The organism is Kaistia hirudinis (assembly GCF_014196455.1).
GTDB lineage: Bacteria > Pseudomonadota > Alphaproteobacteria > Rhizobiales > Kaistiaceae > Kaistia > Kaistia hirudinis.
This window is the reverse complement of record NZ_JACIDS010000004.1, coordinates 782,620-807,943: the sequence shown is the minus strand read 5'-3', so window position 1 is coordinate 807,943 and position 25,324 is coordinate 782,620. Positions and strand designations below refer to the sequence as shown.

Annotated in this window: 22 protein-coding genes and 1 other RNA gene; 10 read left to right on the top strand and 13 right to left on the bottom strand. The window is 66.6% G+C overall.

The features are described 5' to 3' along the window. Positions 1-68: 68 nt before the first annotated feature. Positions 69-159: signal recognition particle sRNA small type (gene ffs / locus GGR25_RS18500), an RNA gene on the bottom strand. A 170-nt stretch (positions 160-329) separates the two neighbouring features. On the opposite strand from ffs, the gene nudC reads away from it, so the two are divergent. Further along, on the top strand, positions 330-1,298 hold the full coding sequence (nudC, locus tag GGR25_RS18495; protein ID WP_183400282.1) for an NAD(+) diphosphatase: 969 nt from the start codon (positions 330-332) through the stop codon (positions 1,296-1,298). A gap of 165 nt (positions 1,299-1,463) precedes the next feature. Continuing rightward, entirely contained in the window at positions 1,464-2,222 is a 759-nt protein-coding gene (locus GGR25_RS18490; protein ID WP_183400281.1) for a glycosyltransferase family 25 protein, read from the top strand. A gap of 15 nt (positions 2,223-2,237) precedes the next feature. Here the strand turns inward: GGR25_RS18490 and GGR25_RS18485 are convergent, their stop codons facing one another. After that, the gene (locus GGR25_RS18485) at positions 2,238-3,086 is read right to left on the bottom strand and encodes a prephenate dehydratase (protein ID WP_183400280.1); all 849 of its coding nucleotides are present in this window, start codon (positions 3,084-3,086) and stop codon (positions 2,238-2,240) included. After that, a complete protein-coding gene (locus GGR25_RS18480) occupies positions 3,083-3,895 on the bottom strand; it encodes a 3-deoxy-manno-octulosonate cytidylyltransferase (RefSeq protein ID WP_183400279.1) in 813 nt (270 codons plus the stop codon). Before GGR25_RS18480 ends, GGR25_RS18485 begins: the two co-directional genes overlap by 4 nt. A 173-nt stretch (positions 3,896-4,068) precedes the next feature. On the opposite strand from GGR25_RS18480, the gene GGR25_RS18475 reads away from it, so the two are divergent. The 7 genes from GGR25_RS18475 to GGR25_RS18445 all read left to right on the top strand — a co-directional run bounded on the left by GGR25_RS18475 (position 4,069) and on the right by GGR25_RS18445 (position 13,632). Beyond that, positions 4,069-4,884, top strand: coding sequence for a c-type cytochrome (locus GGR25_RS18475; RefSeq protein WP_183400278.1), 816 nt, complete (start codon positions 4,069-4,071; stop codon positions 4,882-4,884). Between the two features lie 153 nt (positions 4,885-5,037). Continuing rightward, positions 5,038-6,900, top strand: a complete 1,863-nt coding sequence (locus tag GGR25_RS18470) for an extracellular solute-binding protein (RefSeq protein ID WP_183400277.1) — start codon at positions 5,038-5,040, stop codon at positions 6,898-6,900. Next, complete coding sequence (locus tag GGR25_RS18465; protein ID WP_183400276.1) at positions 6,897-8,774, top strand: extracellular solute-binding protein; 1,878 nt, start codon at positions 6,897-6,899, stop codon at positions 8,772-8,774. The genes GGR25_RS18470 and GGR25_RS18465 overlap by 4 nt, the downstream gene beginning before the upstream one ends. A 2-nt stretch (positions 8,775-8,776) precedes the next feature. Continuing rightward, a complete protein-coding gene (locus GGR25_RS18460) occupies positions 8,777-9,883 on the top strand; it encodes a microcin C ABC transporter permease YejB (protein ID WP_183400275.1) in 1,107 nt (368 codons plus the stop codon). 4 nt (positions 9,884-9,887) lie between these two features. Beyond that, positions 9,888-11,024 carry an ABC transporter permease gene (locus tag GGR25_RS18455; protein ID WP_183400274.1) on the top strand — a complete coding sequence of 379 codons (1,137 nt, stop codon included), beginning with the start codon at positions 9,888-9,890 and terminating at the stop codon, positions 11,022-11,024. Further along, positions 11,024-12,676 (top strand): ABC transporter ATP-binding protein, encoded by a 1,653-nt coding sequence (locus GGR25_RS18450; RefSeq protein ID WP_183400273.1) that lies wholly within the window; start codon positions 11,024-11,026, stop codon positions 12,674-12,676. Before GGR25_RS18455 ends, GGR25_RS18450 begins: the two co-directional genes overlap by 1 nt. Further along, positions 12,673-13,632 (top strand): 2-hydroxyacid dehydrogenase, encoded by a 960-nt coding sequence (locus tag GGR25_RS18445; protein WP_183400272.1) that lies wholly within the window; start codon positions 12,673-12,675, stop codon positions 13,630-13,632. Before GGR25_RS18450 ends, GGR25_RS18445 begins: the two co-directional genes overlap by 4 nt. Before the next feature lie 8 nt (positions 13,633-13,640). Here the strand turns inward: GGR25_RS18445 and GGR25_RS18440 are convergent, their stop codons facing one another. The 3 genes from GGR25_RS18440 to GGR25_RS18430 form a co-directional block, all read right to left on the bottom strand. Beyond that, on the bottom strand, positions 13,641-14,519 hold the full coding sequence (locus tag GGR25_RS18440) for a C40 family peptidase (RefSeq protein WP_343068115.1): 879 nt from the start codon (positions 14,517-14,519) through the stop codon (positions 13,641-13,643). After that, positions 14,516-14,866: a MarR family transcriptional regulator gene (locus tag GGR25_RS18435; RefSeq protein ID WP_183400271.1), complete on the bottom strand. Its 351-nt coding sequence runs from the start codon at positions 14,864-14,866 to the stop codon at positions 14,516-14,518. Before GGR25_RS18435 ends, GGR25_RS18440 begins: the two co-directional genes overlap by 4 nt. An 83-nt stretch (positions 14,867-14,949) precedes the next feature. After that, complete coding sequence (locus tag GGR25_RS18430) at positions 14,950-16,368, bottom strand: leucyl aminopeptidase family protein (RefSeq protein ID WP_246409919.1); 1,419 nt, start codon at positions 16,366-16,368, stop codon at positions 14,950-14,952. A gap of 173 nt (positions 16,369-16,541) precedes the next feature. Between GGR25_RS18430 and GGR25_RS18425 the strand changes: the two genes are divergently transcribed. After that, positions 16,542-17,357, top strand: a complete 816-nt coding sequence (locus GGR25_RS18425) for a tetratricopeptide repeat protein (protein WP_183400269.1) — start codon at positions 16,542-16,544, stop codon at positions 17,355-17,357. A 15-nt stretch (positions 17,358-17,372) separates the two neighbouring features. Here the strand turns inward: GGR25_RS18425 and GGR25_RS18420 are convergent, their stop codons facing one another. Genes GGR25_RS18420 through cpaB form a run of 7 tightly spaced genes read right to left on the bottom strand, consistent with a single transcriptional unit; the run spans position 17,373 to position 25,213 of the window. Continuing rightward, positions 17,373-18,344, bottom strand: coding sequence for a type II secretion system F family protein (locus GGR25_RS18420; RefSeq protein WP_183400268.1), 972 nt, complete (start codon positions 18,342-18,344; stop codon positions 17,373-17,375). A gap of 8 nt (positions 18,345-18,352) precedes the next feature. Beyond that, positions 18,353-19,354, bottom strand: a complete 1,002-nt coding sequence (locus GGR25_RS18415; protein WP_183400267.1) for a type II secretion system F family protein — start codon at positions 19,352-19,354, stop codon at positions 18,353-18,355. A 5-nt stretch (positions 19,355-19,359) separates the two neighbouring features. Then, the gene (locus GGR25_RS18410) at positions 19,360-20,802 is read right to left on the bottom strand and encodes a TadA family conjugal transfer-associated ATPase (protein WP_183400266.1); all 1,443 of its coding nucleotides are present in this window, start codon (positions 20,800-20,802) and stop codon (positions 19,360-19,362) included. Continuing rightward, a complete protein-coding gene (locus GGR25_RS18405; RefSeq protein ID WP_183400265.1) occupies positions 20,802-22,100 on the bottom strand; it encodes a CpaE/TadZ family protein in 1,299 nt (432 codons plus the stop codon). The genes GGR25_RS18410 and GGR25_RS18405 overlap by 1 nt, the downstream gene beginning before the upstream one ends. Beyond that, positions 22,100-22,825, bottom strand: coding sequence for a CpaD family pilus assembly protein (locus GGR25_RS18400; protein WP_183400264.1), 726 nt, complete (start codon positions 22,823-22,825; stop codon positions 22,100-22,102). Before GGR25_RS18400 ends, GGR25_RS18405 begins: the two co-directional genes overlap by 1 nt. Before the next feature lie 34 nt (positions 22,826-22,859). Further along, the gene (locus tag GGR25_RS18395; RefSeq protein WP_183400263.1) at positions 22,860-24,404 is read right to left on the bottom strand and encodes a type II and III secretion system protein family protein; all 1,545 of its coding nucleotides are present in this window, start codon (positions 24,402-24,404) and stop codon (positions 22,860-22,862) included. Then, on the bottom strand, positions 24,401-25,213 hold the full coding sequence (gene cpaB, locus GGR25_RS18390; protein ID WP_183400262.1) for a Flp pilus assembly protein CpaB: 813 nt from the start codon (positions 25,211-25,213) through the stop codon (positions 24,401-24,403). The genes GGR25_RS18395 and cpaB overlap by 4 nt, the downstream gene beginning before the upstream one ends. Positions 25,214-25,324 lie beyond the last annotated feature (111 nt).

Below are 25,324 nucleotides of genomic sequence, written 5' to 3'. Positions count from 1 at the left end.
AGAAATCCTCTGATACGGCAAAGCCCGCCCGGATGGACGGAACGCGCGGAGACGATTGGGGAAAAGTGGGAGGCTGGCACGCGACCCGTGCCGTGGCTCGTTGGGGCTGCTTCCTTCCGGACCTGACCCGGTTGGCGAGTGGCTCGTCCACCACCAACCTCCCGGCGCCACATATCGTCTCTCGACGCGCCGATGGCAAGTCCCTTTCCGCAGGACTGAAGTCCCTTTCGCGGGACTATCGCCATCGGGCGCTCTGTGGCGTAATGCGGGAGCCCGGCCGGGAGCCGTTCTCAGCCCCGGGCGGTCCCGCCCTCTCGCCACCACGCCCCATGACCCGCACCCTTTTTTCCCGCCTCCCGCAGCCCGAGCCGAGCACGCTCACCGGCTTTTCCGGCAACACGCTCGATCGCCGCAGCGAATCGCGCAACGAGGCGACGCTCGCCGCCGCGCTCGCCGATCCTTCGGCCCGGATCTATCTGCTGCGCGGCGACGACGCCCTGCTCCGAAGCGGCGAGGCGGCGGAGGCGCTGTTCACGCTGCGCGAATCGGAGGTGGTGGGCGCCGCGATGGACGACGTCATCCTGCTCGGCTGGGACGGCTCGGCCCCCCGGCTGGCCACGACGCTGACCAGCGAGCTCTCCTTCGACGTCGACATGTTCCGCACCGTCTCGATGCGCTCGCTGGCGATCGCGGGCGCGGCCGGCGGCCTCCTCGCCGATACGGTGGATCCGGCGGCGCTCGGCGCGCTGGCACAGGCCCGCGCGCTCTTGCACTGGCACGCATCCTGCCGCTTCTGCGGCCGCTGCGGCACGCGCACGACGATGGCGCAGGGCGGGTATCGCCGGGACTGCCCCAACTGCAACGCCCTCTATTTTCCCCGCACCGATCCGGTCGCGATCATGCTCGCGATCGACGGCGAGCGCTGCCTCATGGGCCGGCAGGCGCGCTTCGCGCCCGGCACCTATTCTTGCCTCGCCGGCTTCGTCGAGCCGGGCGAGACGATCGAGGACGCCGTGCGCCGCGAGATCAGCGAGGAGGCCGGCATCCGCATCGGCCGCGTCGGCTATCACGCGAGCCAGCCCTGGCCGTTCCCGATGTCGCTGATGATCGGCTGCTTCGCTGAAGCGACGTCGACCGACATCGTGCCCGATACCGATGAACTCGAGGATTGCCGCTGGTTCACGCGCGAGGAAACGCTGGCCATGCTGGAGGGGACGCATCCCGGCGGCCTCGCCACGCCGCCGCGCATGGCGATTGCGCACACGCTGATCCGCGCCTGGGCAGAGCAGCGAATCTGAGGCATCGCCGCAAATCGGCCACGTTCCAGAAACCGACGGATACACTTCTCTACAAATTTCTCACAGACGAGACGCGCAGCCCATTGGAAGCTCCTGTTGCGGGAAAACCCGCAATCGGGGGTGGCCGGCGAGACCGGCTCAATCGGGTCGACGGGGAACCGGTCCTTGCGCGTCATCGTCATCAATCTGGAACGCCGTCCAGATCGTCGCCAGCGCTTCATCGAGTGGAACGGGCGGCAGCCCGTCCGCTTCGAATTCTTCGCCGCCGCAGACGGCCGGCAGATCGATCGCGCCAAGCTCGTGGCGAGCGGGCTGCTCGACGGGCAGGACAGCCGCTTCAATGGCGGGGCGCTCGGCAATGCTCTGTCCCAACACGCGCTGTGGCAGGCCTGCGCGGCCGGACGCGAGCCATTCCTGATCTTCGAGGACGATGCGTGCCTGCGCGGTGATTTCTGGCGCCACGCCAGGCCCATGATGGAGCGCTACCTCTCCGCCCATCACATGATCGTCTTCGGCTTCAATACCGATTGCGTCACGGCGCTGCGCAGTTCGGATGGATTCGTCTCCGCCATCCGGTTCGACGACTCGATCAAGCACCGTCCCGACTATTTTTCCGCCTTTGCCAAGCTGACGGATGCGAGCCCGCAGCTTTTCCAGTGCCTGCAATTCTGGGGCACGCTCGCCTATGCGATCACGCCTGCCGGCGCGCGGGCGCTGCTCAAGGGATGCTTCCCGCTGGCCTCGCGCGAATCGATCGACATCGTGACCGAGGGCCGCGCGATCCTGCCCTATGGCCTCGACGGCATGATCAATCTCGCGCTGCAGAAGCGGGAGCTGGATGTGATCGCGTGCTACCCGCCGCTCGTCCTCGGACCGAACAGCCACGCGGATTCCGACATCCAGGTTCTCGCCAAGAGCGCCTGAAGCGCGCGATGCGCCTCAGCGCAGTTCCGGCACGCCGGCGCGGAACGGCGACGCGGGATAGACGCCAAGGATCCTGACTTCATCGGAGAAGAACGCGAGCTCATTGAGCGCGAGGGCGAGACCGCTGTCGTCGGGATGGCCTTCGACATCGGCATAGAACCGCGTCGCGACGAAGCGTCCACCGAGCTGGTAGCTCTCCAGCTTGGTCATGTTGATGCCATTGGTCGCGAAGCCGCCGAGCGCCTTGTAGAGCGCCGCCGGAATGTTGCGGACGCGGAAGACGAAGCTCGTAATGACCGGACCATTGCCGGACGGGGCATGGGCTGGCTCACGCGAGAGAATGACGAAGCGCGTCGTATTGTGTTCGGCGTCCTCGACGTTCTCCGCGAGGATATCGAGGCCATAGATCTCGGCGGCGAAGCGCGGCGCGAGGGCGGCGCGCGTGATGTCGCCGGACTCAGAGATGATCCGCGCTGCGCCGGCCGTATCGCCGGCCACGATCGCCTGCCAGCCATGCTCGCGCAGGATCCGCCGGCACTGGCCGAGCGCGTGCACATGACTTTCGACCGTGCGGATCGTGGCGAGCGTCGCACCATGCAGCGCCATCAGCTGGAAGCGGATCGGCAGGAAATATTCGCCGATGATGTGCAGCCCCGAATCCGGCAGCAGGTGATGGATATCGGCGACGCGGCCGGCGAGCGAATTCTCGATCGGGATCATCGCCAGATCGACGTCGCCGCGGGCCATCGCCTGGAAGCAATCCTCGAAGGTCGGCGCCGGCACGGCTTCGTAGTCGGGCAGGACATTGGCGCAGGCGATATGGGAATTGGCTCCCGGCTCGCCCTGGAACACAACTTTCTTCATGGGGACGGCTTTTCTTGGCTGGATGACGACCCGGCTGCGCGCTTCGGCGCGCGGGGATCGAGGAGAAGGCGGGCCTTTTCGAGGTCGGCCGGAGTATCGACGCCGAGCGGCACGGCGTCAACGACCTCAACATCGATCCGCATGCCGGCCTCCAGCGCGCGAAGCTGCTCCAGCCGCTCGCGGGTTTCGAGCACCGACGGCAGCAGACCGACATAGCGATCGAGCGCAGCCCGCCGATAGGCGTAAAGCCCGATGTGGTGATAGAGCGGGCCCTCGCCCCAGGGCGCGGTCGCGCGCGTGAAATAGAGTGCCCGCAGCTGGCGCTCCGACAGAACGCCGCCGACGGGCTTCGGCGAGCCGACGATCTTCACCACGCTCTCATTGGTGCGCTCCGCCGCATCCTCGATGAAGGCGGCGATGGTTCCGATATCCACAACGGGGTCGGCGAGCGGGCGGAAAGCGGCGCGCACCGAATCAGGCTCGATGGTCGGGAGGTCGCCCTGCACGTTCACGACGACTTCGAAGGCACGGCCGGGATCGACGAGACCGACAGCCTCGTGGATTCGCGACGAACCATTGGGATGATCGGCCCGCGTCATGACCGCTTCGCCGCCCGCGGCGCGCACGGCGCTGGCAATATCCTCGTCGTCCGTGGCGACCACGACCGGGCCGATCTCGGCCTCGCAGGCCCGCCGCCAGACATGGACGATCATCGGTTCGCCGTGGATATCGGCGAGCGGCTTGCCCGGCAGGCGGGTCGATGCCATGCGCGCCGGAACGAGCACGATGGCGCGGTTCGGATGGGTCATCGGACGGGTTTTCTGCATTCGGATCGGCACCGGGTGTCAAAAGGTCTCAACAAAGGCGTGTTCATACGTATTGCGCCCCGGCGGCGAAAGCTTGTAGTTTCCGCGCCATATGCGACGAGGGAGGGGCTTGCAGTCCCCAATGTCGCGGGAGTGTCGCAGGCCGGGGCTATTCGATGGATTCTTACGAACTCAACAAGATTCTCGGGGCAGTCCTCGGCACGCTCTTGCTGGTGATGTCGCTCGGCATCGTCGCAGGCGCGATCTATGCGCCGGGACATCCCGAGAAGCCCGGCTTCGTGATCGAGGTCGCGGAAGAGGCGAGCTCTGGCGGCGCGGCCGCTCCGGCTGCCGCCGAGGACCCGCCGATCGCGCTGCTCCTCCAGACGGCGAATGTCGAGGCGGGCCAGACGGTCGCCAAGAAGTGCGCCGCCTGCCACAATTTCGTCGAGGGCGCCGGCGCCAAGGTCGGTCCGGACCTCTATGGCGTCATCGATCGCCCGATCGGCGAGGCACAGGGCTTCAAGTACTCCGCCGCGCTCCAGAAGGCGCATGAGGCGGGCGACAAGTGGACCTATGAGCACCTCTACCACTTCCTGAAGAAGCCGAGCGCCGACATGCCCGGCACGGCGATGGGCTTTGCGGGTCTCGCCAAGCCGGAAGACCGCGCCAACGTGATCGCCTATCTCCGCACGCTGGCTGCGACGCCGGCTCCGCTGCCCCCGCCGCCGGCGGCCGATGCAGCCCCGGCTGCTGCGCCTGCAGAGGCCGCTCCGGCCGCGGCGCCTGCTGCCGCACCAGCTCCGGCTGCCGCAGAGCCTGCTCCGGCGCCTGCGCCTGCCCCTGCGGCGACGCCTGCTCCGGCAGCCCCTGCCCCGGCCGAAACCACTCCGGCCGCGCCGGCTCCGGCTCCTGCGGAAACCGCTCCGGCGGCGCCTGCCCCGGCACCGGCTGCTCCGGCGCCCGCACCGGCGGCCCCGGCCAACCCCTGAGGGCCGGCTGGATTAAATCTTGGAAAGGAAAGGCCGGAGGTCACCCTCCGGCCTTTTTCATGCCTCGATTCTCGGCGGCTTAAGGCATAGTCGATTGTCCGATCGACGACCGCCCTTGAGACTGACCGAATTGCCGACGGAGAATCACGCCCGATGAGAGCCGCCGCCCTGGCCGTCCTGACGACCCTGTCGCTGCTCGCGCCTGTGAGCGCGACCCTCGCAGCCGATGCCCCCTGGCGCCACGCGACCTCGCTGATCGGCGAACCGAAATATTCCGAAGGGTTCAAGCACTACGACTATGTGAACCCCGACGCGCCGAAGGGCGGCACGCTGCATCGAGCGGCGGTCGGCACCTTCGACAGCCTGAACCCGTATATTGTCCAAGGGGTGCCCGCGGCGGGCCTCGCCTATTTCGGCGGCGGCAATCTCTACGACACACTGATGGAGCAGGCGACCGACCAGGCCGGCACGAACTACGCGCTCGTCGCCGAGGCGGTGAGCTATCCCGACGATTTCTCCTTTGCGAAATTCCGACTGAATCCCAAGGCGAAGTGGCATGACGGCCAGCCGATCACGCCCGAAGACGTCGTGTGGACCTTCGACACGCTGAAGGCCCAGAGCCCGACCTACAACAAGTACTACAGCCACGTGACCAAGGCCGAGGTGACCGGCGACCGCGAGGTGACGTTCACCTTCGACCAGGCCGGAAACCGCGAGCTTCCGAACATCATGGGCGATCTGCCCGTCCTGCCGAAGCACTGGTGGGAGGGCACGGATGCAAGCGGCAAGAAGCGCGACATCACCAAGACGACGCTGGAGCCGCCGCTCGGATCCGGGCCGTACCGCATAGAATCGGTGAACCCCGGCCGACAGATCGTCTGGTCGCGCGTCCCCGACTACTGGGGCGCCGATCTGCCGACGCGGGTCGGTCGCAACAATTTCGACCGCCTGGTGATCGACTATTATCGCGACTCGAATGCGGAGTGGCAGGCCTTCCAGAAGGGCGGGCTCGAAGACTACCGCGTCGAAAATCGCATCGGCCGCTGGATGACCGAATACACCTTCCCGGCCGTCGTGAAGGGCGACGTGATCAAGGCGGATTTTCCCTATCATGCGTCCGGACGCATGCAGGGCTATTTCCTGAATACGCGCAAAGACAAGTTCGCCGACCCGCGCGTGCGCGAAGCGTTGAACTATGTCTTCGATTTCGAGACGATGAACCGCACGCTGTTCTTCGACAAATATCAGCGGATCAACAGCTATTTCGCCGGCATCGACCTCGCCTCCAGCGGATTGCCCGAGGGCAAGGAACTGGAGATTCTCGAAACCGTGCGGGATTCGGTGCCGCCCGAAGTGTTTACGACGCCGTTCAAGGCGCCGGTCAACGGTACGCCCCAAGCCTTCCGCGACAATCTCCGCAAGGCCGTGGACCTGTTCAAGCAGGCCGGCTGGGAGTTCCAGAACAACAAGCTCGTCAATGCCAAGACCGGCGAGCAGTTCACGATCGAATTCCTGGAGAGCGATCCCTCCTATGAACGGGTGGTGAACCCCTATATCGCCAATCTGAAGCGGGTGGGCATCGATGCGCGCCTGCGCGTCGTCGACTCGACGCAGTATGTCGAGCGCGTCAACAATTTCGACTTTGACGTGGTCTCGTCCGTCATCCCGCAGTCTCAGTCCCCCGGCAATGAGCAGCGCGAGATGTGGAGCGCGGCCTCGGCCGACCAGAAGGGCAGCCGCAACTATGCCGGCATCAAGAACCCGGCCATCGACAAGCTGATCGAGCGCGTTCTCTACGCCAAGGATCGGGACGAACTCGTCGCCGCCACGAAGGCGCTCGATCGCGTTCTGCTGTGGAACTATTATGTCGTGCCGCAATGGTTCAGCGACGAGATCCACATCGCCTATTGGAACAAGTTCGGCATACCCGACAAGCAGCCGGATTATATCGGCATCGACACGGATTCCTGGTGGATCGATCCGGCCAAGGAGAAGGCGCTGGGGGCGAAGCCTTGAGGCAGTTCACGACGACACGACGCCGTTTCCTCGCGGGCGGCGCCGCGCTCGCGCTGGCGCCCCTCCTCCCCCGCACCGCCGCGCACGCCGCGGAGGAGGCGCCGCGCCATGGGCTCTCGGTCTTCGGCGCGCTCAAATATCCGGCTGATTTCAAGCATTTCGACTATGTCCGGCCGGATGCGCCAAAAGGCGGCACGATCATCTTCTCGGCGCCGAACTGGTACTACAACCAGAATCCGAACACCTTCAACACGCTGAACGGCTACACCTTCAAGGGCGACGCGCCGCCGCGCCTGGAGCTCACTTTCGACACGCTGATGACCTCGGCGCTGGACGAGCCCGATTCGCTCTACGGCCTCGTTGCAGAGAGCGTGACCGCCTCGCCCGACGGCAACAGCTATCTCTTCCGCCTCCGCAACGCCGCGCGCTTCCATGACGGCTCGCCGCTGACGGCGGACGATGTGGTCTTCTCGTTCAAGCTGCTGAAGGAAAAGGGACATCCCGACATCGCGCAATCGCTCAAGGAGATGACGGATGCCGTCGTCATCGGTCCGCACGAGGTCGAGATCCGCTTCTCCGGCAAGCAGAACGCCAAGGCGCCGCTGATCGTCGCCGGAACGCTGCCGATCTTCTCGAAGGCCTATTACGGGACGCGCGACTTCGAGGCCTCCTCCCTCGAGCCGCCGCTCGGCTCCGGCCCCTATCGCGTCGCCGACGTCAATGCCGGCCGCTATATCGTCTATGAGCGCGTCGCCGACTATTGGGGCAAGGACCTGCCGGTCGCCATGGGTACCGGCAATTTCGGCCGCATCCGCGTCGAGTTCTACCAGGACGAGGACGTCGAGTTCGAAGCGTTCGCCAAGGGCGCCATCACCTGGCGCGAGGAGTTCTCGTCCAAGAACTGGGCGACCCGCTACAATTTCCCCGCCGCCACCGATGGCCGCGTCAAGCGCCCGCCTTTCCCCGCCGAGCGACGCGGCGACATGTATGGCTGGTTCTTCAATCTGCGCCGGCGGCAATTCTCCGATCCGCGCACGCGTCAGGCGATCGGCATGGCGCTCGATTTTCCCTGGACCAACAAGAACCTGTTCTATGGGCTCTATGAGCGCCAGACCTCGTTTTTTGATGGCTCGGACTTCGCCGCGAGCGGCCTGCCGGACGCGGGGGAACTCGCCTTGCTCGAACCGTTCCGTGCCCAGCTCGCCCCCGCGATCTTTACCGAGCCGCCCTTCACGGCCACGGAAGCCGATGGCAGCGGGCGCGACCGCAAGCAGTTGCGCGCCGCCGCCGCGCTGCTCGCCGAGGCCGGTTGGAAGCGCGACGGCAAGGGGCTGGTGCGCGACGACGGCCAGCGCCTGACCGTCGAATTCCTGATCCAGACCCAGGCCTTCGAGCGCGTGCTCGCGCCCTTCATCGACAATCTCAAGGCGATCGGCGTCGAGGCCTCGATGCGCCTCGTCGATGCGACGCAATATCAACGGCGCAAGAACGATTTCGACTTCGATGTCATGGCCAATCGCATCATGTTCGACGCAACCCCGATCGACGGCATCGACCAGATCTTCGGCTCAGCGAGCGCCGATCTCCCGAGCGGTTCCAATATCGCCGGCCTCAAGAGCCCCGTCGTCGACGCGCTCGTGAGCAAGGCCGGCACGGTCAAGAGCCGCGAGGAACTCGTTGCCGTGCTGCGTGCGCTCGACCGCGTATTGCGCGCGGAGCAGATCTGGATTCCGGCCTGGGGCTCGAGCGAACACCGCGTCGCGGCCTGGGATATGTTCAGCTGGCCGGAGAAGAAGCCCGATTACGGCTTCTCGCCGGAACTGCTGTGGTGGTTCGACGCCGAAAAGGCCGTCGCGATCGGCAAGGCGGACTGACCATGGGCGCCTATATTCTTCGTCGTATCCTGCTCATGATCCCGACCATCTTCGGCATCATGGCCATCACCTTCGCCATCGTGCAATTTGCGCCGGGCGGCCCGATCGAGCGCGTGATCGCGCAGCTTCAGGGCAACGATATTTCCGGCGCCGACCGCCTCTCGGGCGGCGGCGGTGATCCCGGCTCCCGCGGTCAGGAACAGATGGGCGGCGGCCCGATTAATTCGAAATATCGCGGCGCGCAAGGCCTCGATCCCGAATTCATCGCCAAGCTCGAGAAGCAGTTCGGCTTCGACAAGCCGCCGCTCGAGCGCTTCGGGCTGATGCTGTGGAACTATCTGCGCTTCGATTTCGGCCAGAGCTATTTCCGCTCGATCTCGGTCATCGACCTGATCAAGGAGAAGCTGCCGGTCTCGATCTCGCTCGGCCTATGGATGACGCTGCTGTCCTACGGCATCTCGATCCCGCTCGGCGTGGCGAAGGCCGTCCGTGACGGCTCGAAATTCGATGTCTGGACCTCGGCCGTCATCATCGTCGGCTACGCCATCCCCGGCTTCCTGTTCGCCATCCTGCTGCTGGTCCTCTTCGCCGGCGGCAGCTTCCTCGACTGGTTCCCGCTGCGCGGGCTCGTTTCGGACAATTGGGCGAGCCTGTCGCCCGGCGGCAAGGTGATTGATTATATCTGGCACATCACGCTGCCGATCATCGCCATGTCGCTCGCGGCCTTCGCCACGACGACGCTGCTCACCAAGAACTCGTTCCTGGACGAGATCCGCAAGCAGTATGTCGTCACCGCCCGCGCCAAGGGCCTGACCGAGCACCGCGTGCTCTATGGCCATGTGTTCAGGAATGCGATGCTGATCGTCATCGCCGGCTTTCCGAGCGCGTTCCTCGGGGCTTTCTTCGCCGGATCGCTGCTGATTGAGCAGATCTTCTCGCTCGATGGGCTCGGCCTGCTCGGCTACGAATCCGTGCTCGGACGCGACTATCCGGTGGTCTTCGCGACGCTCTACGTGTTCTCGCTGCTCGGCCTCGTCCTCGGCCTGCTGTCGGACCTCATCTACACCTGGGTCGATCCGCGCATCGACTTCGAGCGGCGCGAGGTCTGACGCGATGACCGACGCAACCGCCTTCGTCGTCACGAACGAGAAGCGCCCGTTCCTGTCGCCCATGAGCCAGCGCCGCTGGCGCATCTTCCGCCATCATCGCCGCGGCTACCGCTCGCTCTGGCTGTTCCTGGCGCTCTTCGCGATCACGCTCTGCTCCGAGTTCATCGCCAATGATCGGCCTCTGCTCGTGTCCTACAAGGGCGAGCTGCTGCTGCCGGTCTTCAACGACTATCCGGAAGAGAAATTCGGCGGATTTCTCGCCACCACCAATTATCGCGATCCCTATATCCAGGAAGAGATCAACGCGAATGGCTGGATGATCTGGCCGCCGATCCGCTATTCCTACAACACCGTCAACAACGACATGGCGATGCCGGCGCCGGCAAAGCCCTGGTGGCTGATTCCGGCCGACCAGCGCTGCATCGGCTATCCGCAGGGGGCAGCGGACCCGAACTGTACGCTCGGCAACTTCAACTGGCTGGGCACGGATGATCAGGGCCGCGACGTGGTGGCACGCCTGCTCTATGGCGTGCGCATTTCCGTCCTGTTCGGCCTGATCCTGACCGTCCTCTCGTCCGTGATCGGCATCGCCGCCGGAGCCATCCAGGGCTATTTCGGCGGCTGGATCGACCTGATCTTCCAGCGCTTCATCGAGATATGGAGTTCGCTGCCGGAACTCTACATCCTGCTGATCATCGCCTCGATCCTCGTCCCGAGTTTCTGGATTCTGCTGTTGATCCTGCTCGCCTTCAACTGGGTCAGGCTGGTCGGCCTGGTGCGGGCGGAGTTCCTGCGCGCACGCAATTTCGAATATGTCCGCGCGGCGCGGGCGCTCGGCGTCGGCAATCGCACCATCATCATCCGCCATGTCCTGCCGAACGCCATGGTCGCGACGCTGACCTTCCTGCCTTTCATCCTGAACGGCTCGATCACGACGCTGACCTCGCTCGATTTCCTCGGCTTCGGCCTGCCGCCCGGCTCGCCCTCGCTCGGCGAACTGCTCGCGCAGGGACGCAACAATCTGCAGGCGCCTTGGCTCGGCCTCACGGGGTTCATCGTGATCTCGCTGATCCTCAGCCTCCTCGTCTTCATCGGCGAGGCGGTCCGCGACGCATTCGACCCGCGAAAGACGTTCCGCTGATGGATACGACCAGCACGTCCCCCGCGGACGCCCTCCTCTCCGTCGAGAATCTGCGCGTCGATTTCGTTCAGGACGGCAAGCGCAGCGTGGCCGTCGACGGCGTGTCGTTCACCGTCGGGCGCGGCGAGACCGTCGCGCTTGTCGGCGAATCCGGCTCGGGCAAGTCGGTGACCGCGCTTTCGATCCTGAAGCTCCTGCCCTACCCGTCCGCGGAGCACCCCGAAGGCGGCCGCATCCTGTTTGGCGGGCTGGACCTGCTCAAGGCGAATGAGAAGGATCTTCGCCGGGTCCGCGGCAACAAGATCACCATGATCTTTCAGGAGCCGATGTCCTCGCTCAATCCGCTGCACACGGTCGAGCGGCAGATCGGCGAGATTCTCTCGGTTCATCGCGGCCTGACCGGCAAGAAGGCGCGCGCGCGCATCATCGAACTGCTGAACGAGGTCGGGATACGCGACGCCGAGAAGCGGCTCGGGGCGTATCCGCATCAGCTTTCCGGCGGACAGCGCCAGCGCGTGATGATCGCGATGGCGCTGGCCAATGAGCCGGAACTGCTGATCGCGGACGAGCCGACGACGGCGCTCGACGTCACCGTGCAGGCGCAGATCCTGGAACTATTGAAGAGCATCCAGCAGCGGCGGCGGATGGGGCTGCTCTTCATCACCCATGACCTCGGCATCGTGCGCAAGATCGCAGACCGTGTCTGCGTCATGACCAAGGGCAAGATCGTCGAGCAGGGCCCGACCCGCGCGCTCTTCGCCCACCCCGAGCACGCCTATACCCGCCACCTCTTGGCCGCCGAGCCGAAGGGCGATCCGCCGCCTGCCGACGACACCGCGCCCGTCGTCGTCGCGGCCGATGCGCTCAAGGTGTGGTTTCCGATCAAGGCCGGGCTGCTGCGGCGGACCGTCGATTATGTGAAGGCCGTCGACGGCGTCGATGTCACCGTGCGCCGCGGCCAGACGCTCGGCGTGGTCGGGGAAAGCGGCTCGGGCAAGACGACGCTCGGCCTCGGCATCATGCGCCTCATCTCGTCCGATGGCGCGATCCGCTTCAAGGGCGAACGCATCGACGGGCGCGGCTTCCACGCCATGCGCCCGCTCCGCCGTCATATGCAGATCGTGTTCCAGGACCCCTTCGGCTCGCTCTCGCCGCGCCTCTCGGTCGCCGAGATCATCGAGGAAGGGCTCAAGGTGCATGAGCCCGGCATGTCCGCGAATGAGCGCGAGCGGCGCGTCGCCAAGGCGCTGGAAGAGGTCGGCCTCGACCCGGTCAATCGTCACCGCTATCCGCACGAATTCTCGGGCGGCCAGCGCCAGCGCATCGCGATCGCCCGCGCCATCGTGCTGGAGCCGGATTTCGTCATGCTCGACGAGCCGACCTCGGCGCTCGACATGTCGGTGCAGGCGCAGGTGGTCGATCTGCTGCGCGACCTGCAGCGGCGCCGCGGTCTCGCCTATCTCTTCATCAGCCACGACCTCAAGGTGGTGAAGGCGCTCGCCAATGAGGTGATCGTCATGCGCGGCGGCAAGGTGGTCGAGCACGGCACGTCGCAGCAGATCTTCGGCGCGCCGCAGACCGACTATACGCGCGCGCTCATCGCCGCCGCCTTCTCGATCGAAGCCGCTGCCGAGGGGGTCGTCTCGCAATGACCGGATCCGAACTACCCGGCGTCCTGATCGCATCCGGTCCCTGGGCGCCGGACGATTGGGCGGCTCCCTTCCGCCGCGAGCAGCCGCACCGGCCGCTGATGATCTGGCCGGATGTGCCCGACCGAAACGACGTCCGCTATCTGCTCGCCTGGAAGCCGCCGGAAGAAGCCTTCGAGGGCCTCCCCAATCTCGAAGTCATCTTCTCGCTCGGCGCCGGCGTCGACCACATCGTCGGCGTTCCCAACCTGCCCGACGTGCCGATCGTGCGCCTCGTCAGCGGCGATCTCGCCCAGCGCATGAACGAATGGGTCACGCTGCAGGTGCTGCTGCACCACCGCCAGCACCTCGACTATGCGCGCCAGCAGGCCAGCAGCCTGTGGCGCGAGATCCCGCAGGCCGCCGCGCCGGAAGTCCGCGTCGGCATCATGGGTTATGGCGAACTCGGACGCGCCGCCGCATCCGTCCTCCGCCCGCTCGGCTTCAACCTCGCCGCCTGGAGCCGCAGCCCCAAGGAAGATGCCGACATCCCGACCTTCTCGGGCGAGGCGGGCCTCTCATCCTTCCTCGCGCGCACCGACATCCTCGTCGTGCTGCTGCCGCTGACGAATGCCACGCGCGGCATCCTCAATCGCTCGCTGTTCGAACGGCTCGCGCGCAATGGCCCGCTCGGCGGCGGCGTCGTGATCAATGGCGGCCGCGGCGGGCTTCAGGTCGAGGCGGATCTGCTCGCCGCGCTCGACAACGGCACGCTGGCCGGCGCGAGCCTCGACGTGTTCGAACCGGAGCCGCTGCCGACGACGAGCCGCCTCTGGCTGCATCCGAAAGTGGTGATCACGCCGCATGTCGCCGCGACGAGCGAAGCGGACATCCAGGCGGAGTGGATCTTCCGCACCATCCGGAACTATGAAGCCGGCCGGCCGCTGCCGAACCTCGTCGACGTTGCCCGGCAGTACTGAAGCGGGGATCAGCCGATCCGCCGGACCGCAACCGGCGGCCCGGCGCTCGCCGCGATCCGGGCCAGCGCCGCGCGCAGCGGCTCGGCGACAACCTGCATCTGATAGCCGCTCGCATGGAGCAGCGTGTCGGCGTCGCTGATGATGCCGACATGGCCCTTCCAGAACACGAGATCGCCGCGCCGGGGCGCATCCAGCGCATCCGGTCCGAGGCTCGTGCCGATCGCCGCCGCCTGCTGATCCGTATCGCGCTGGACGGCGTGGCCGGCCGCGGCGAGCGCCAGCTGGACGAGGCCCGAACAATCCACGCCAAGGCTGGTCCGCCCGCCCCAGAGATAGGGCACATTCAGGAACCGCTCGGCGACGGCGACGAAGTCGGGCTCCGGCGGCGCATCGAGCGGTGCAACATGGCGGAGCACGACGGCACCCCCTCCCCCCGCGAGCAGGCCGAACGACGCTCCCCGCGTCTCCGCTTCCCCGCTAATCGCGATTCGCGCCCCGATCGACAGCGCGCCGAGCGGCGGCAGCTTCATGTCAGGGCCCGGATAGAGGAAGGTCCGCAGCGCCGTCACGCCATGCGTCGGCGCCGTGCCCTCCGGCCCGAGCGCGTCGGACGACACATAGCCAACATAGCCGTCGGTCTGGAGTTGGATCCAGGCCCAACCCTCGATCGTCTCCTCGAACACAAGGACCGCCTCGCCCAATAGCGCCTCGGTGTCGATCGCGCTGCCGGGATGCGGTGCGCGTCGGATCGGCGTCGACGGCACGGTGACCCGCATCGGCTTGCCATCCACATAGCGCTCGGCCGCGACCCTCCTTTCGAGACGGCGATCGGCGAGATCCGGCCGGAAGGCGTTGATGCGACGATCCAGCGTGGCGGCCTCGCTCACAATGGCAACTCCCTGTGGCGCGCGATGACGATGTCGCCCAGCCGCTCGACCGCGAGCGCGCCGGCGAGCGTGCGCTGGATGACGACGTTGCGGCGATCCGCCGGGTCGCGGTGGCGCGACACCAGCCCGAGACGGCCCATCGTGTCCAGCGCCCGCGTGATTGCCGGCTTGGTCACGCCGAGCTTCTCGGCCAGCCCGCGCACGGTGTGCGGCGGCAGATCGAGATAGATGGTCAGCAGGACGGCCATCTGCCGCGCGGATAGGTCGTGCTCCGTGTCACGCACCAGATCGAGCGTGACATCGTGCCAGAGACGCAGCGCCTGCGAGGGGCGCAACTCGGCGGGCATGAACGGCTCCGGCGACGCGACAAACCGAATTCGTTTCGGAACCGTTCCATTTAGCCGCATGCTGGCGCCGCCGGCAAGTACCATCACGGCGTCGCGGTCTTGACCGAGACGGGCGTGCTGCCCGGATAGCGCGCCGCGAGCAACGAGAACAGGGCGCGGATCGCCTGCGCCTCGCCGCCCTCGGACCGACCGGGCCGCGCGCTCGGGTTCCAGGCATAGATGTCGGCGTGGATCCAGGGGATCGTCTTGGGTACGAAACGATCCAGGAAGAGCGCCGCCGTGACGGATCCGGCAAAGCCGCCCGAACCGGCATTGTTGATGTCGGCGACCTTCGAATCGAGCATCGACGCATAGGGACGCCAGAGCGGCAGCCGCCAGAGCGGATCGCCGACCCGGTCCGCATGGCGGGTGAGCTCCGCCGCGAGCGCGTCGTCATGGCAATAGAACGGCGGGATGTCGGGGCCGAGCGCCACGCGCGCCGCGCCGGTCAGCGTCGCGAGATCAACGATCAGGTCCGGCTCGTCCTCGGCCGCCAGCGTCAGCGCATCGGCGAGGATCAACCGGCCCTCCGCATCGGTGTTGCCGATCTCGACCGTGATGCCTGCGCGCGAGCGGAACACGTCGCCGGGCCTGAACGCCTTGGCGGAAATGGCATTTTCCACCGTTGGAACGATGAGCCGCAGGCGCACGGGCAGCTTGGCCGTCATGATCAGGTCGGCGAGACCCATGGCGTTGGCCGCCCCGCCCATGTCCTTCTTCATGAGAAGCATGCCGCTTGACGGCTTGATGTCGAGGCCGCCGGTGTCGAAGGCGACGCCCTTACCGATGAGCGTGATCTTGGGATGGGTCGGATCGCCCCATTTGAGATCGACGATACGCGGCGCACGATCATCGGCGGCAGCCGCGCCGACGGCGTGGATCAGCGGAAAATTCGCTGAGAGAAGCGCCGGGCCGACGATCTGGGAGAACTCGGCCTCGTGGCGCTCGGCGAGCTTGTGAATCTCGTCGGCAATCTCGGCCGGACCGAGGTCATTCGCCGGCGTGTTGACGAGGTCGCGGACCCAGTAGATGGCGCGCGCCGCCCGACGCGAGGCGGCGATGTCGACGCCCTTCGGCACGACCAGGCGCGGCTGCGGGGAAGCGCTCGTCTTGTAGCGGGTGAAGCGGTAATTGCCGAGCGCCCAGCCGAGCGTCGCCAGTTCCGGATCCGGCAGGTTGGTGCGGAATTCGTAGTCGCCCTGCGGCAGGATCATCGGCAGCTTGGCGCTGATCAGCCGGTCGACCGGCGCGTCGGTCCGCCCGAGCCCGAACAGCACGCGGCCGATCGTGCCGCGCGCGTCGGCGATCACCGTCACCGCGCCGGCCGCGCCGTCGAAGCCAGTCGCGCGCGCCCAGCTCGCCTCGACATCGGAGAGGGTTGCGAGCAGCCCGTCCAGGTCGTCGACGGTCACGGCGTAGATCGGCACGGAGACGTCGGAAGATTCGATCAGGCTTTCGCTCAAGGCGGCGATCCTCATTGTATGACAGGCCCCGATCATGGACCGGCGCGCCCTGCCCCGCAATCGATCCGGAGCGATGATCCCCATGGGCGCGGCTCCAGCTTAACCATCTGTTAGGGTTAACCAATTATTGATTTCAGCAGCCGACTTCTCGCCCGCAGCCGCCGGAACGCGTCATGAATGTCCTTTTCCCGCCATCATCCGAACGCTCCGCCGGCCGCCGATGGCTGGCCCTGGTCGGCCTGATGGCGCTGGCGACGGCGCTCACCGGCTGCCAGACGGGATCGAAGGGCACCGATTCCATCACGACGGGCTCGGTCTCGCGGCCGGTCACGACGAATGACTTCCAGAAGTCGGTCAGCTATTGGGGCCCACGCTATTCGCGCAATCCGACCGACAAGGTCACGGCGATGAGCTATGCCGCGGCGCTCGGGCGCGTGGGCAGCACGGATCAGGCCGTCGCGGTCCTGCAGAAGACCGCGATTCGCTATCCGACGGATCGCCAGGTTCTCGCGGCCTATGGCAAGGCCCTCGCCGCCGACGGCCAGCTCGAGCAGGCGCTCGACGCCGTGCGCCGTGCCCAGACCCCGGACCAGCCGGACTGGCGTCTGCTCTCCGCCGAGGGCGCGATCCTCGACCAGCTCGGCCAGAACGATGCCGCCCGGCAGCTCTATGCCAAGGCGCTCGTGATCAAGCCGAACGATCCGACCGTGCTCTCCAATCTCGGCATGTCCTATGTGCTGACGCAGGACCTGCCGGACGCGGAGCGCGTGCTCCGCCTAGCCGTCGCCCAGCCCGGTGCCGACAGCCGGGTACGGCAGAATCTCGCGCTCGCGGTCGGCCTCCAGGGCCGTTTCGACGAGGCCGAGGCCATCGCCAAGGCCGAGCTCTCGCCGCAGCAGGCCGAGGCCAATGTCGCCTATCTCCAGTCGATGCTGACCCGTCAGGCCGCCCTGCCGACGAAGAAGCAAAAGGCCGCCGCCAGCGGCTGACCCCCATTCCGTCCGCTACTGCCGGATATGGATGACCTGGATGATCGCGGGTCCGAGGATCACGGCGAACAGAACGGGCAGGAAGAACAGGATCATCGGCACGGTGAGCTTCGGTGGCAGCGCCGCAGCCTTTTTCTCCGCCTCGTTCATCCGGAGATCGCGGCTTTCCTGCGCCATCACGCGCAGCGCATCGCCGAGCGGCGTGCCATAGCGCTCGGCCTGGATCAGCGCCGTCACGACGCCCTTGACCGTGTCCAGACCCGTGCGCTGGGCGAGGTTCTCATAGGCCTGCCGCCGCTCGGGCAGATAGGACAGTTCCGCCGTGGTCAGCATCAGTTCCTCCGCCAGCGGCGGCGACTGGTTGCCGATCTCCTCCGCGACCTTGCGGAAGGCCGTCTCGACCGACATGCCGGATTCGACACAGATCAGGATCAGATCGAGCGCATCGGGCCAGGCCGCGCGGATCGAGATCTGGCGCTTGGAAATGACATTGGCGACATAGAGGATCGGCAGATAAAAGCCGGCCGCCCCGACGAGGATGGATGCGCCGAGCTTGAAGACGAAGGGCTGCTCAAACTTGCCGATCCAGAAGAAATAGACGAGCGCGAGCGCGAAGGCGCAGAACGGCAGCACGAAGCGCGCGAACAGGAAGACGACCAGCGGTGCCTGGCCGCGATAGCCGGCCATGCGCATGCGGCTCAGCGTCTGTTCGTCGACCAGCGCCTCGCGGAGCTTCAGACCCTCGACGACGCGCTTCATATAGGCGCGGGGCTCACGGCGCAGCGACGCGCCCTCGGAGAGCCGCGCCCGCTCGCGCGCCCGAATCCGCTCGCGCTCGATGGCCACGGCCTTCATCCGGGACGACAGACGGTCCCGCTCCAGCATCGGCAGCGCGACACTGAGGATCGTCGCAATGACGGCGAGCGCCGAAAGGGTCGCGATCAGGAACTGCGTATCGGTAAGGAGCGCCATCACGGTGTCGATCATGCCCGCCCTCAATATTTGAAGTCGATCATGCGGCGCATGACGAAGACGCCGAGCGCCATCCAGACCCCGGCACAGGCAAGGATCACATTGCCGATCGGATCGGAGAACAGCAGCATGATGTAGCGCGGGCTGGTGAAATAGGTGATCGCCATGACGAAGACCGGCAGCGCGCCGATGATCCAGGCGGAGGCCTTCGCCTCCATGCTCATCGCCTTGATCTTGCCCTTCATCTTCGCCCGCTCGCGCAGGATGCGCGACAGGTTGCCGAGCGCCTCCGCAAGGTTGCCGCCGGCCCTCTGCTGGATGGTGATGACGATCGCGAAGAAATTCGCCTCCGCCAGCGGCACGCGCTCGGGCAGCCGCGCCACCGCATCCGGCAATGGCAGCCCGAGGCCCTGCTGCTGATCGACAATGATGCGGAACTCGGTCCGCACGGGCTCGCGCGCCTCGGTCGCGATGACGCGGAGGCAGTCGCCGACCGGCAGGCCGGCACGGATACCGCGCACGATCACGTCGACGGCGTTGGGAAACTCGTTGGTGAAGCGGCGGAAGCGGCGCTTGCGAAAGAAGCCGATGATCCAGCGCGGCACGCCGAGCCCGCCGACAATGGCGGCGGCGGCGACGGCATAGAGCGGGATGCCGAAGATCCAGGCGAGGAAGGCAGCAAAGGCGGCGCTTCCGAAACTGATCAGCAGGAAGGTTCGCCGCGACCATTCGAGGCCGGCCTGCTGCAGGCGAAGCGCCAGCGGCGGCGATTTGGACTGCTTCGCCCGCGCCTTCTGCTTCTGCTCGATCTCCTTCAGCGTCTCCTGGATCGTCCGGCGGCGCTTGTTCTGTTCGCTCTGGCGCGGCGCGGCCACGACGGCTGCCCGCGACGTGACCTGGATCCGTCGCTGGTCGACCCGGCCTTCGTCCCGAATGCGATCGGCGAGCAAGAGATAGGCGAGCGCGCCCGCGCTCAGCGTCGACAAGAGCACGATGACGATGACGAGGGCGTTCGAACCCAGCATGCCGCCTACCCTGCCGGCATCGCGGCTTCGCCCTTCTCGGCCGCATCGAGCGCAGCGGCGAGCCGGTTCTCCTCGTTGAAATAGCGGGCGCGATCCCAGAAGCGCGGGCGTCCGATGCCGGTCGAGCGGTGGCGACCCTTCACGCGGCCATCCGCATCCTCGCCGAGTATGTCGTAGACGAAGATGTCCTGCATGGTGATCACATCCGCCTCCATGCCGAGGATCTCGGTGATGTGGGTGATCCGGCGCGTGCCGTCGCGCATGCGCATGACCTGCACCACCACGTCGACGGAGTTGACGATCATCTCCTTCAGCGTCTTCGACGGCAGCGAAAAGCCGCCCATGGTGATCATCGATTCAAGCCGCGACATGGCCTCGCGCGGGCTGTTCGAATGCAGAGTGCCCATCGAGCCGTCATGGCCGGTGTTCATGGCCTGCAGCAGGTCGAACGCCTCGGGGCCGCGCACCTCGCCGACGATGATCCGCTCGGGCCGCATGCGCAGGCAATTTCGGACGAGATCGCGCATCGTGATCTCGCCCTCCCCCTCCAGATTGGGCGGCCGCGTTTCGAGCCGGACGACATGCGGCTGCTGCAATTGCAGTTCCGCCGCATCCTCGCAGGTGATGATCCGCTCGCTCTGTTCGATAAAGGCGGTGAGGCAATTGAGCAGCGTCGTCTTGCCGGAACCTGTGCCGCCGGAGATCAGCACGTTGCAGCGCGAACGACCAATGATCTCCAGCACGGTCGCCCCTTCCGGCGTGATCGTGCCGTACTTCACCAGTTGCGCCAGCGTCAGCTTGTCCTTGCGGAACTTGCGGATGGTGAGGGTCGGCCCGTCGATCGCCAGCGGCGGCGCGATGACGTTGACGCGGCTCCCGTCCGGGAGGCGCGCATCGCAGATCGGCGAGGCTTCGTCGACGCGGCGGCCGACCTGGCTGACGATCCGCTGGCAGATATTCATCAGCTGCGCATTGTCGCGGAAATGCACCGAGGTCGGCTGCATCCGCCCGCCCACTTCGATGTAGGTCGTGTTGGCGCCATTGACCATGATGTCGGTGATATCGTCGCGGGCGAGCAGGGGCTCGAGCGGGCCATAGCCGAGCACGTCGTTGCAGATGTCGTCGAGCATGTCCTCCTGCTCGGCGATCGACATGACGATCGACTTCACCGCGACGATGTCCGACACGATGTCGCGGATTTCCTCGCGTGCCGCCTCGACATCCATCCGCGAGAGCTGCGCCAGGTCGATGGTCTCGATCAATGCAGCGAAGATGCTCGCCTTGAGCTCGTAGAACTCCTCCGACCGCCGCTGGATCAGCCCATCCTGCTGCACGAGGGTGGGCACCGCGGACACGCTCGCCCGCCGCTCGGGCGCGGCGGGACGCGACGGCGCAGGCTGGGGCGCCCGCGCGGGCTCCTGCGAGGCCTGGCCGCGCCTGCCGAACATCAGGCGCCTCCGGCCTTGCGCCCGCGCAGCCGCGCGAGCAGCGGCGCGATCGCCGAGGCCTTCTTCTGCTTAATTTCCGCCTTGCCGCAGACCAGCTGGGCAAGCTGCTCGAAGGCGGCGGCGGCGGAACTCTTGGGATCGGTCTCGGCAATCATCTGGCCATTATTGGACGCGGTGCCGAACAGCTGCGGCTCGAAGCCGATCACAGCCGACGGCTCGATCGCCAGCGCGTCGGCGAAATCGGCGACGCGGATCTCCGGCCGCTTCGCCATGCCTTGCTTGTTGATGACGAGCCGCGGCGCGACATCGCCCGCGCGCAGCGTCCGCATCATGTCGAGCAGGTTCTTGGCATTGCGGAGATTGGCGAGATCGGGCTCCGCGGTCAGCACGATCTCGTCGGCCGAGGCCAGGACGCGGCGCACCCAGCCCGTCCAGACATGCGGCACGTCGAGGATCAGCGCCGGCACGCCGCTCTGCGCCACCTCGATGGTCGCCTCGAACGCCGCCTCGTCGAAATCACAGGTGCGGTCGAGCGTCGCCGGCGCCGCGAGGAGGCTCAGATGGTCCGAGCAACGCGTCAGCAGCCGGTCGAGGAAGGTGTCGTCGAGGCGCTCCGGCGCATGGATGGCGTCGGCCACGCCCTGGGGCGGATCCTGGTTGAAATCGAGCCCGGCGGTGCCGAAGGCGACGTCGAGATCGGCCAGCACGACATCGTTCTGGAGGCTGCGCGCGATCGACCAGGCCACATTGTGCGCGACCATGGACGAGCCGGCCCCGCCCTTGGCGCCGATGAAGGCGATGCTGCGGCCGAGCGGCGCCTTGGCGCTGTCAAGATAGAGATCGGCGATCGAGCGGATGATCTCGCTCGAATCCACCGGCGCCACCAGATATTCGCTGACGCCGCGGCGGATCAGCTGGCGGTAGAGCTCGACATCATTGGCGCGCCCGACCACCACCACCTTGGTGCCGGCGTCGCAGACTTCCGCAAGATGATCGAGCTCCGGAACGAGGCGTTCGGCGGAGAGGTTCGTCTCGACGACGATGAGGTTCGGCGTCGGTGCCGAGCGATAGAACTCGGCGGCGGCGGCGAGGCCGCCCGCTTGCGCCTTCACATGTGCGCGGCTCATGCGCCGGTCCGCTGCCGCACGTTCGATCGCGGCGGCGAAGTCGCTACTTTCGCAGAAAGCCTGGATCGAGACGCGCGGGATTGGCCGCACGCCCGAGAGATCGACCCGCGCCGCGCCGGCGTCGCGGCCCTCGGCGCGATCATCCGTCCTGTCGAGCGCGAGATTGATCATCAATTGCCTCCGATCCCGGTCGCGATGTCGACCTTGTCGAGCCCCTCATAGGTCCCGGACGGGTTCTTGCCGGCTTCGTAATTGCCGAGCACTGCCATGCGGCGCGTGGCGTCGGCCGGCGACATGCCGCGCGGATAGAGCAAGTCGAGCGGATCGGTGACGGAGGCGGCGAGGTTCTGCTGCGTCGCGCAGCCGAAATTGTAATAGCTGCGGTTCTCGGTCTTCATCCACATCGTGCCGTCCTCGGCCGGCCACTGGCCGCAGCCGTCGACATGGGCGGCGATCCGCGCGAAGGCGAGGCGCACCGGCGCTTCCGTCTCGTAGGCGCCGGCGGGATAGGTTCGGACCTCGATCTGGCGCCGCGGCACGCCGGCGGCGACGAGCGCATCGGCAGCCTGGCGCGCGACGCCGTTCGCGACCTTTGCATCCGGCGCGTTGCCGGGAACGACGATCGCCATCTTCGTCGCCCCGGCAATCTTGTACTGCTGCGCGAAGCCCGTGATGTTGCCGCGCATGCGGGTCGAGAGCTTCGGCGCAGCAGGCGCGACCGGCAGGTCCATCGTCGCGATCTGCTGGTTGATCAGGATCGGATGGCGGTAGCGATAATCGTCCGGCCCGAGGATCGCGCCGGTCTTGTCATAGGTCGGCCCGGTGCAGCCCGCGAGCGCCGCCAGGGCCAGCAGCGCGCCGAGGCAGGCCGCGCGTGCCGCGAGGGGCCGGTGCATTCTGGCACTCTCTCTCATGCTGTTTCCCGCCGCCCTAGTCAAAGATGAAGCCGTAATTGCCGGAATAGGTCCCGCGCGGCACGGGATGGCCGACCGTGCCGTAGATGCGGTTCAGCCGGCCGAGGAAGGTCACGGAGGCGTCGCTCGGCGTCTCGAAGCCGTCGTCGGGACGTGCCAGGGCGGACCGGGCCACCGGCCGCGCCATATAGGGCGTGACGATGATCACGAGCTCGGTCTGGTCGCGCTTGAAGTCACGGCTCTTGAACAGCGCGCCGAGGATCGGCACGTCCATCAGCATCGGGAACCCGGTCAGGGCCTGCTGGATATTGTCCTGCAACAGGCCGCCGAGGACCAGCGAGCCGCCGGAGGGGAGCTCGATGGTGCTTTCCGCGCGGCGCACCTTGAGGCTCGGGATCTTGTAGTCGCCCATCGAAACGGCGCCGTCGTTCGAAATGTCCGACGCCTCGGTCTTCACCTTGAGGCTGATCCGCCCCTCGGAAAGGACAACCGGCGTGAAGGCGAGCGAGACGCCATAGGCCTTGTAGGTGACGGTGAGCTGGTTGTTGGTCGCGTCATAGCCCGTCGGCACCGGGAACTCGCCGCCGGCGAGGAACGTCGCGGGCTCGCCCGAGATCGCCGTCAGCGTTGGCTCGGCGAGGACGCGCACCATGCCGTCCTGCTCCATGGCCTGGAGCTGGCCGGTGATCGACGAATTGCCGCTGCTGGCATGGCCGAGCACCTGGTTCACCGGATCGAACAGCGGTCCGGCGATCGCGAACGGATTGTTGGTCGACAGCGCCGCGATCGAGCCGCCGACGGCGGAGATGTTGACGCCGAGCTGCTTGGCGACGTTGCGGTTGATCTCCGCGACGGTGACCTTGAGCTGGACCTGATCCTCGCCCTCGATCGTCAGCAGATTGAGCACGGAGGTATTGCGCGCCTCGCCGACCGAGATCGAGGAAACGCCAGTGCCCATCCCGCCCGACATGGACGACTGGCCGATGCCGGTTCCCGTCACCGACATGCCAGTGTTCTGGCCGCCATTGGCGAACATCTCGGCAATCTGCTGCGCCTTGTTGGAATCGCTGGCATTCTTGACCGTGCCGCTCAGCACGATGTTGTCGTTCATGACCTCGACGCGGATATTCGCGCCCGGGATCATCCGCCTGAGCGAGGATTCGAGCGCGGAATTGTCGCGTTCGACCAGCAAGGCGAGATGCACGATCTGGTTGCCGCCCTGGTCCAGCACGAAGAGATCGGCCTGCCCGATCGCGACGCCCGTCAGGAAGATGCGCCGCGAATCCCGCAGCACCGCGGTCGCGATCGACGGATCGGAGACGATCACGTCGCGTGCATTGCGCGGCAGGTCGATGATCTTCGACTTGTGGAAGCCGAGGCGGAGCGTCTCCGAGGCGCCGAGGGGGAGCGATACCGAGCCGCTCGGCGCGGCGGCAGCCAGCGGAACCGTCCCGCAGGCGAGTGCGAGTACCGCGAGGGAAAGACGCAGGCCCCGGCGAAGCGCCGGGACGAGGGTGCGATGCGACAGGCGGCTCATGCTCGTGATTTCGGACCTCATCATTGCAGCTCGACCTGCTTGGCGACGCCGTTCTTGACCATCGTCACGCCGACCTTCGCCTTGTCGCCGCGGATCAGATGCACGGCATTCGCACCGCCGCTCTCCGAGGCATCGGCGACGCTCCTGAGCGCCAGGGTCAGGCGCTGGCTCATCTGCTGGGCGACCGTGAGGATCTCCGCCTGATCGGCCGAGAGCTCGAGCGTCGCGGTCTGGCCGACCACGACCTTCTCGCCGTTCTTCTCGCCGATGGTCTGGTCAATCGCCAGGACGCGCACATTGCTGAGCACCGTCTCGGTGATGAAGCGCTCGTTACCGTCGGTGCCGCCCTGCAGGCGGCGCGTCATGATCACGTCGACATGGTCATTGGGAAGGATGAAGCCGCCGGCCGATGTATCGGCGCTGATGGCGGTGGCGACCGCGCGCATGCCCGAGGGCAGGATCGCCGACATGAAGCCGCGATCGGAACGGATCAGCTTCGCCTCGTTGATCGGCTCGCCCGCGACGAAGCTCGTGCGCGCGATCGAGCCGGCAAGCGCCTGGTCGGCGTCCGGCTTGTCGCCGCGCGTGAGATAGGATGCGGCGACGCCGGACTTCGGCCAGGCCTGCCAGGAGAAGGCGCCGGCATCCAGCGTCGTCCCCATCGGGATGTCATGGGCAGCGACGAGCACATCGGCCGTGTCAGCGACCGGCGCCGGTGCAGCAGCCTCTTGCGGCGCCTCGACCTTCGGCGCGGTCAGATTGCGCGCGAGGAGCGCCGCCGCCAGTCCGGCCGCGAGGGCAACACCGACCACGGCGATACGTGCCGTCTTCATTGCTTTGATCTCGTTCGGTTGCGGCTGGAAACCCCAGCCCCATCACGCCACGCAATCGTGTAGGTATGGTTAACAAGACGTGAGAATTCTTGGCTAACAAACTGTAAACAG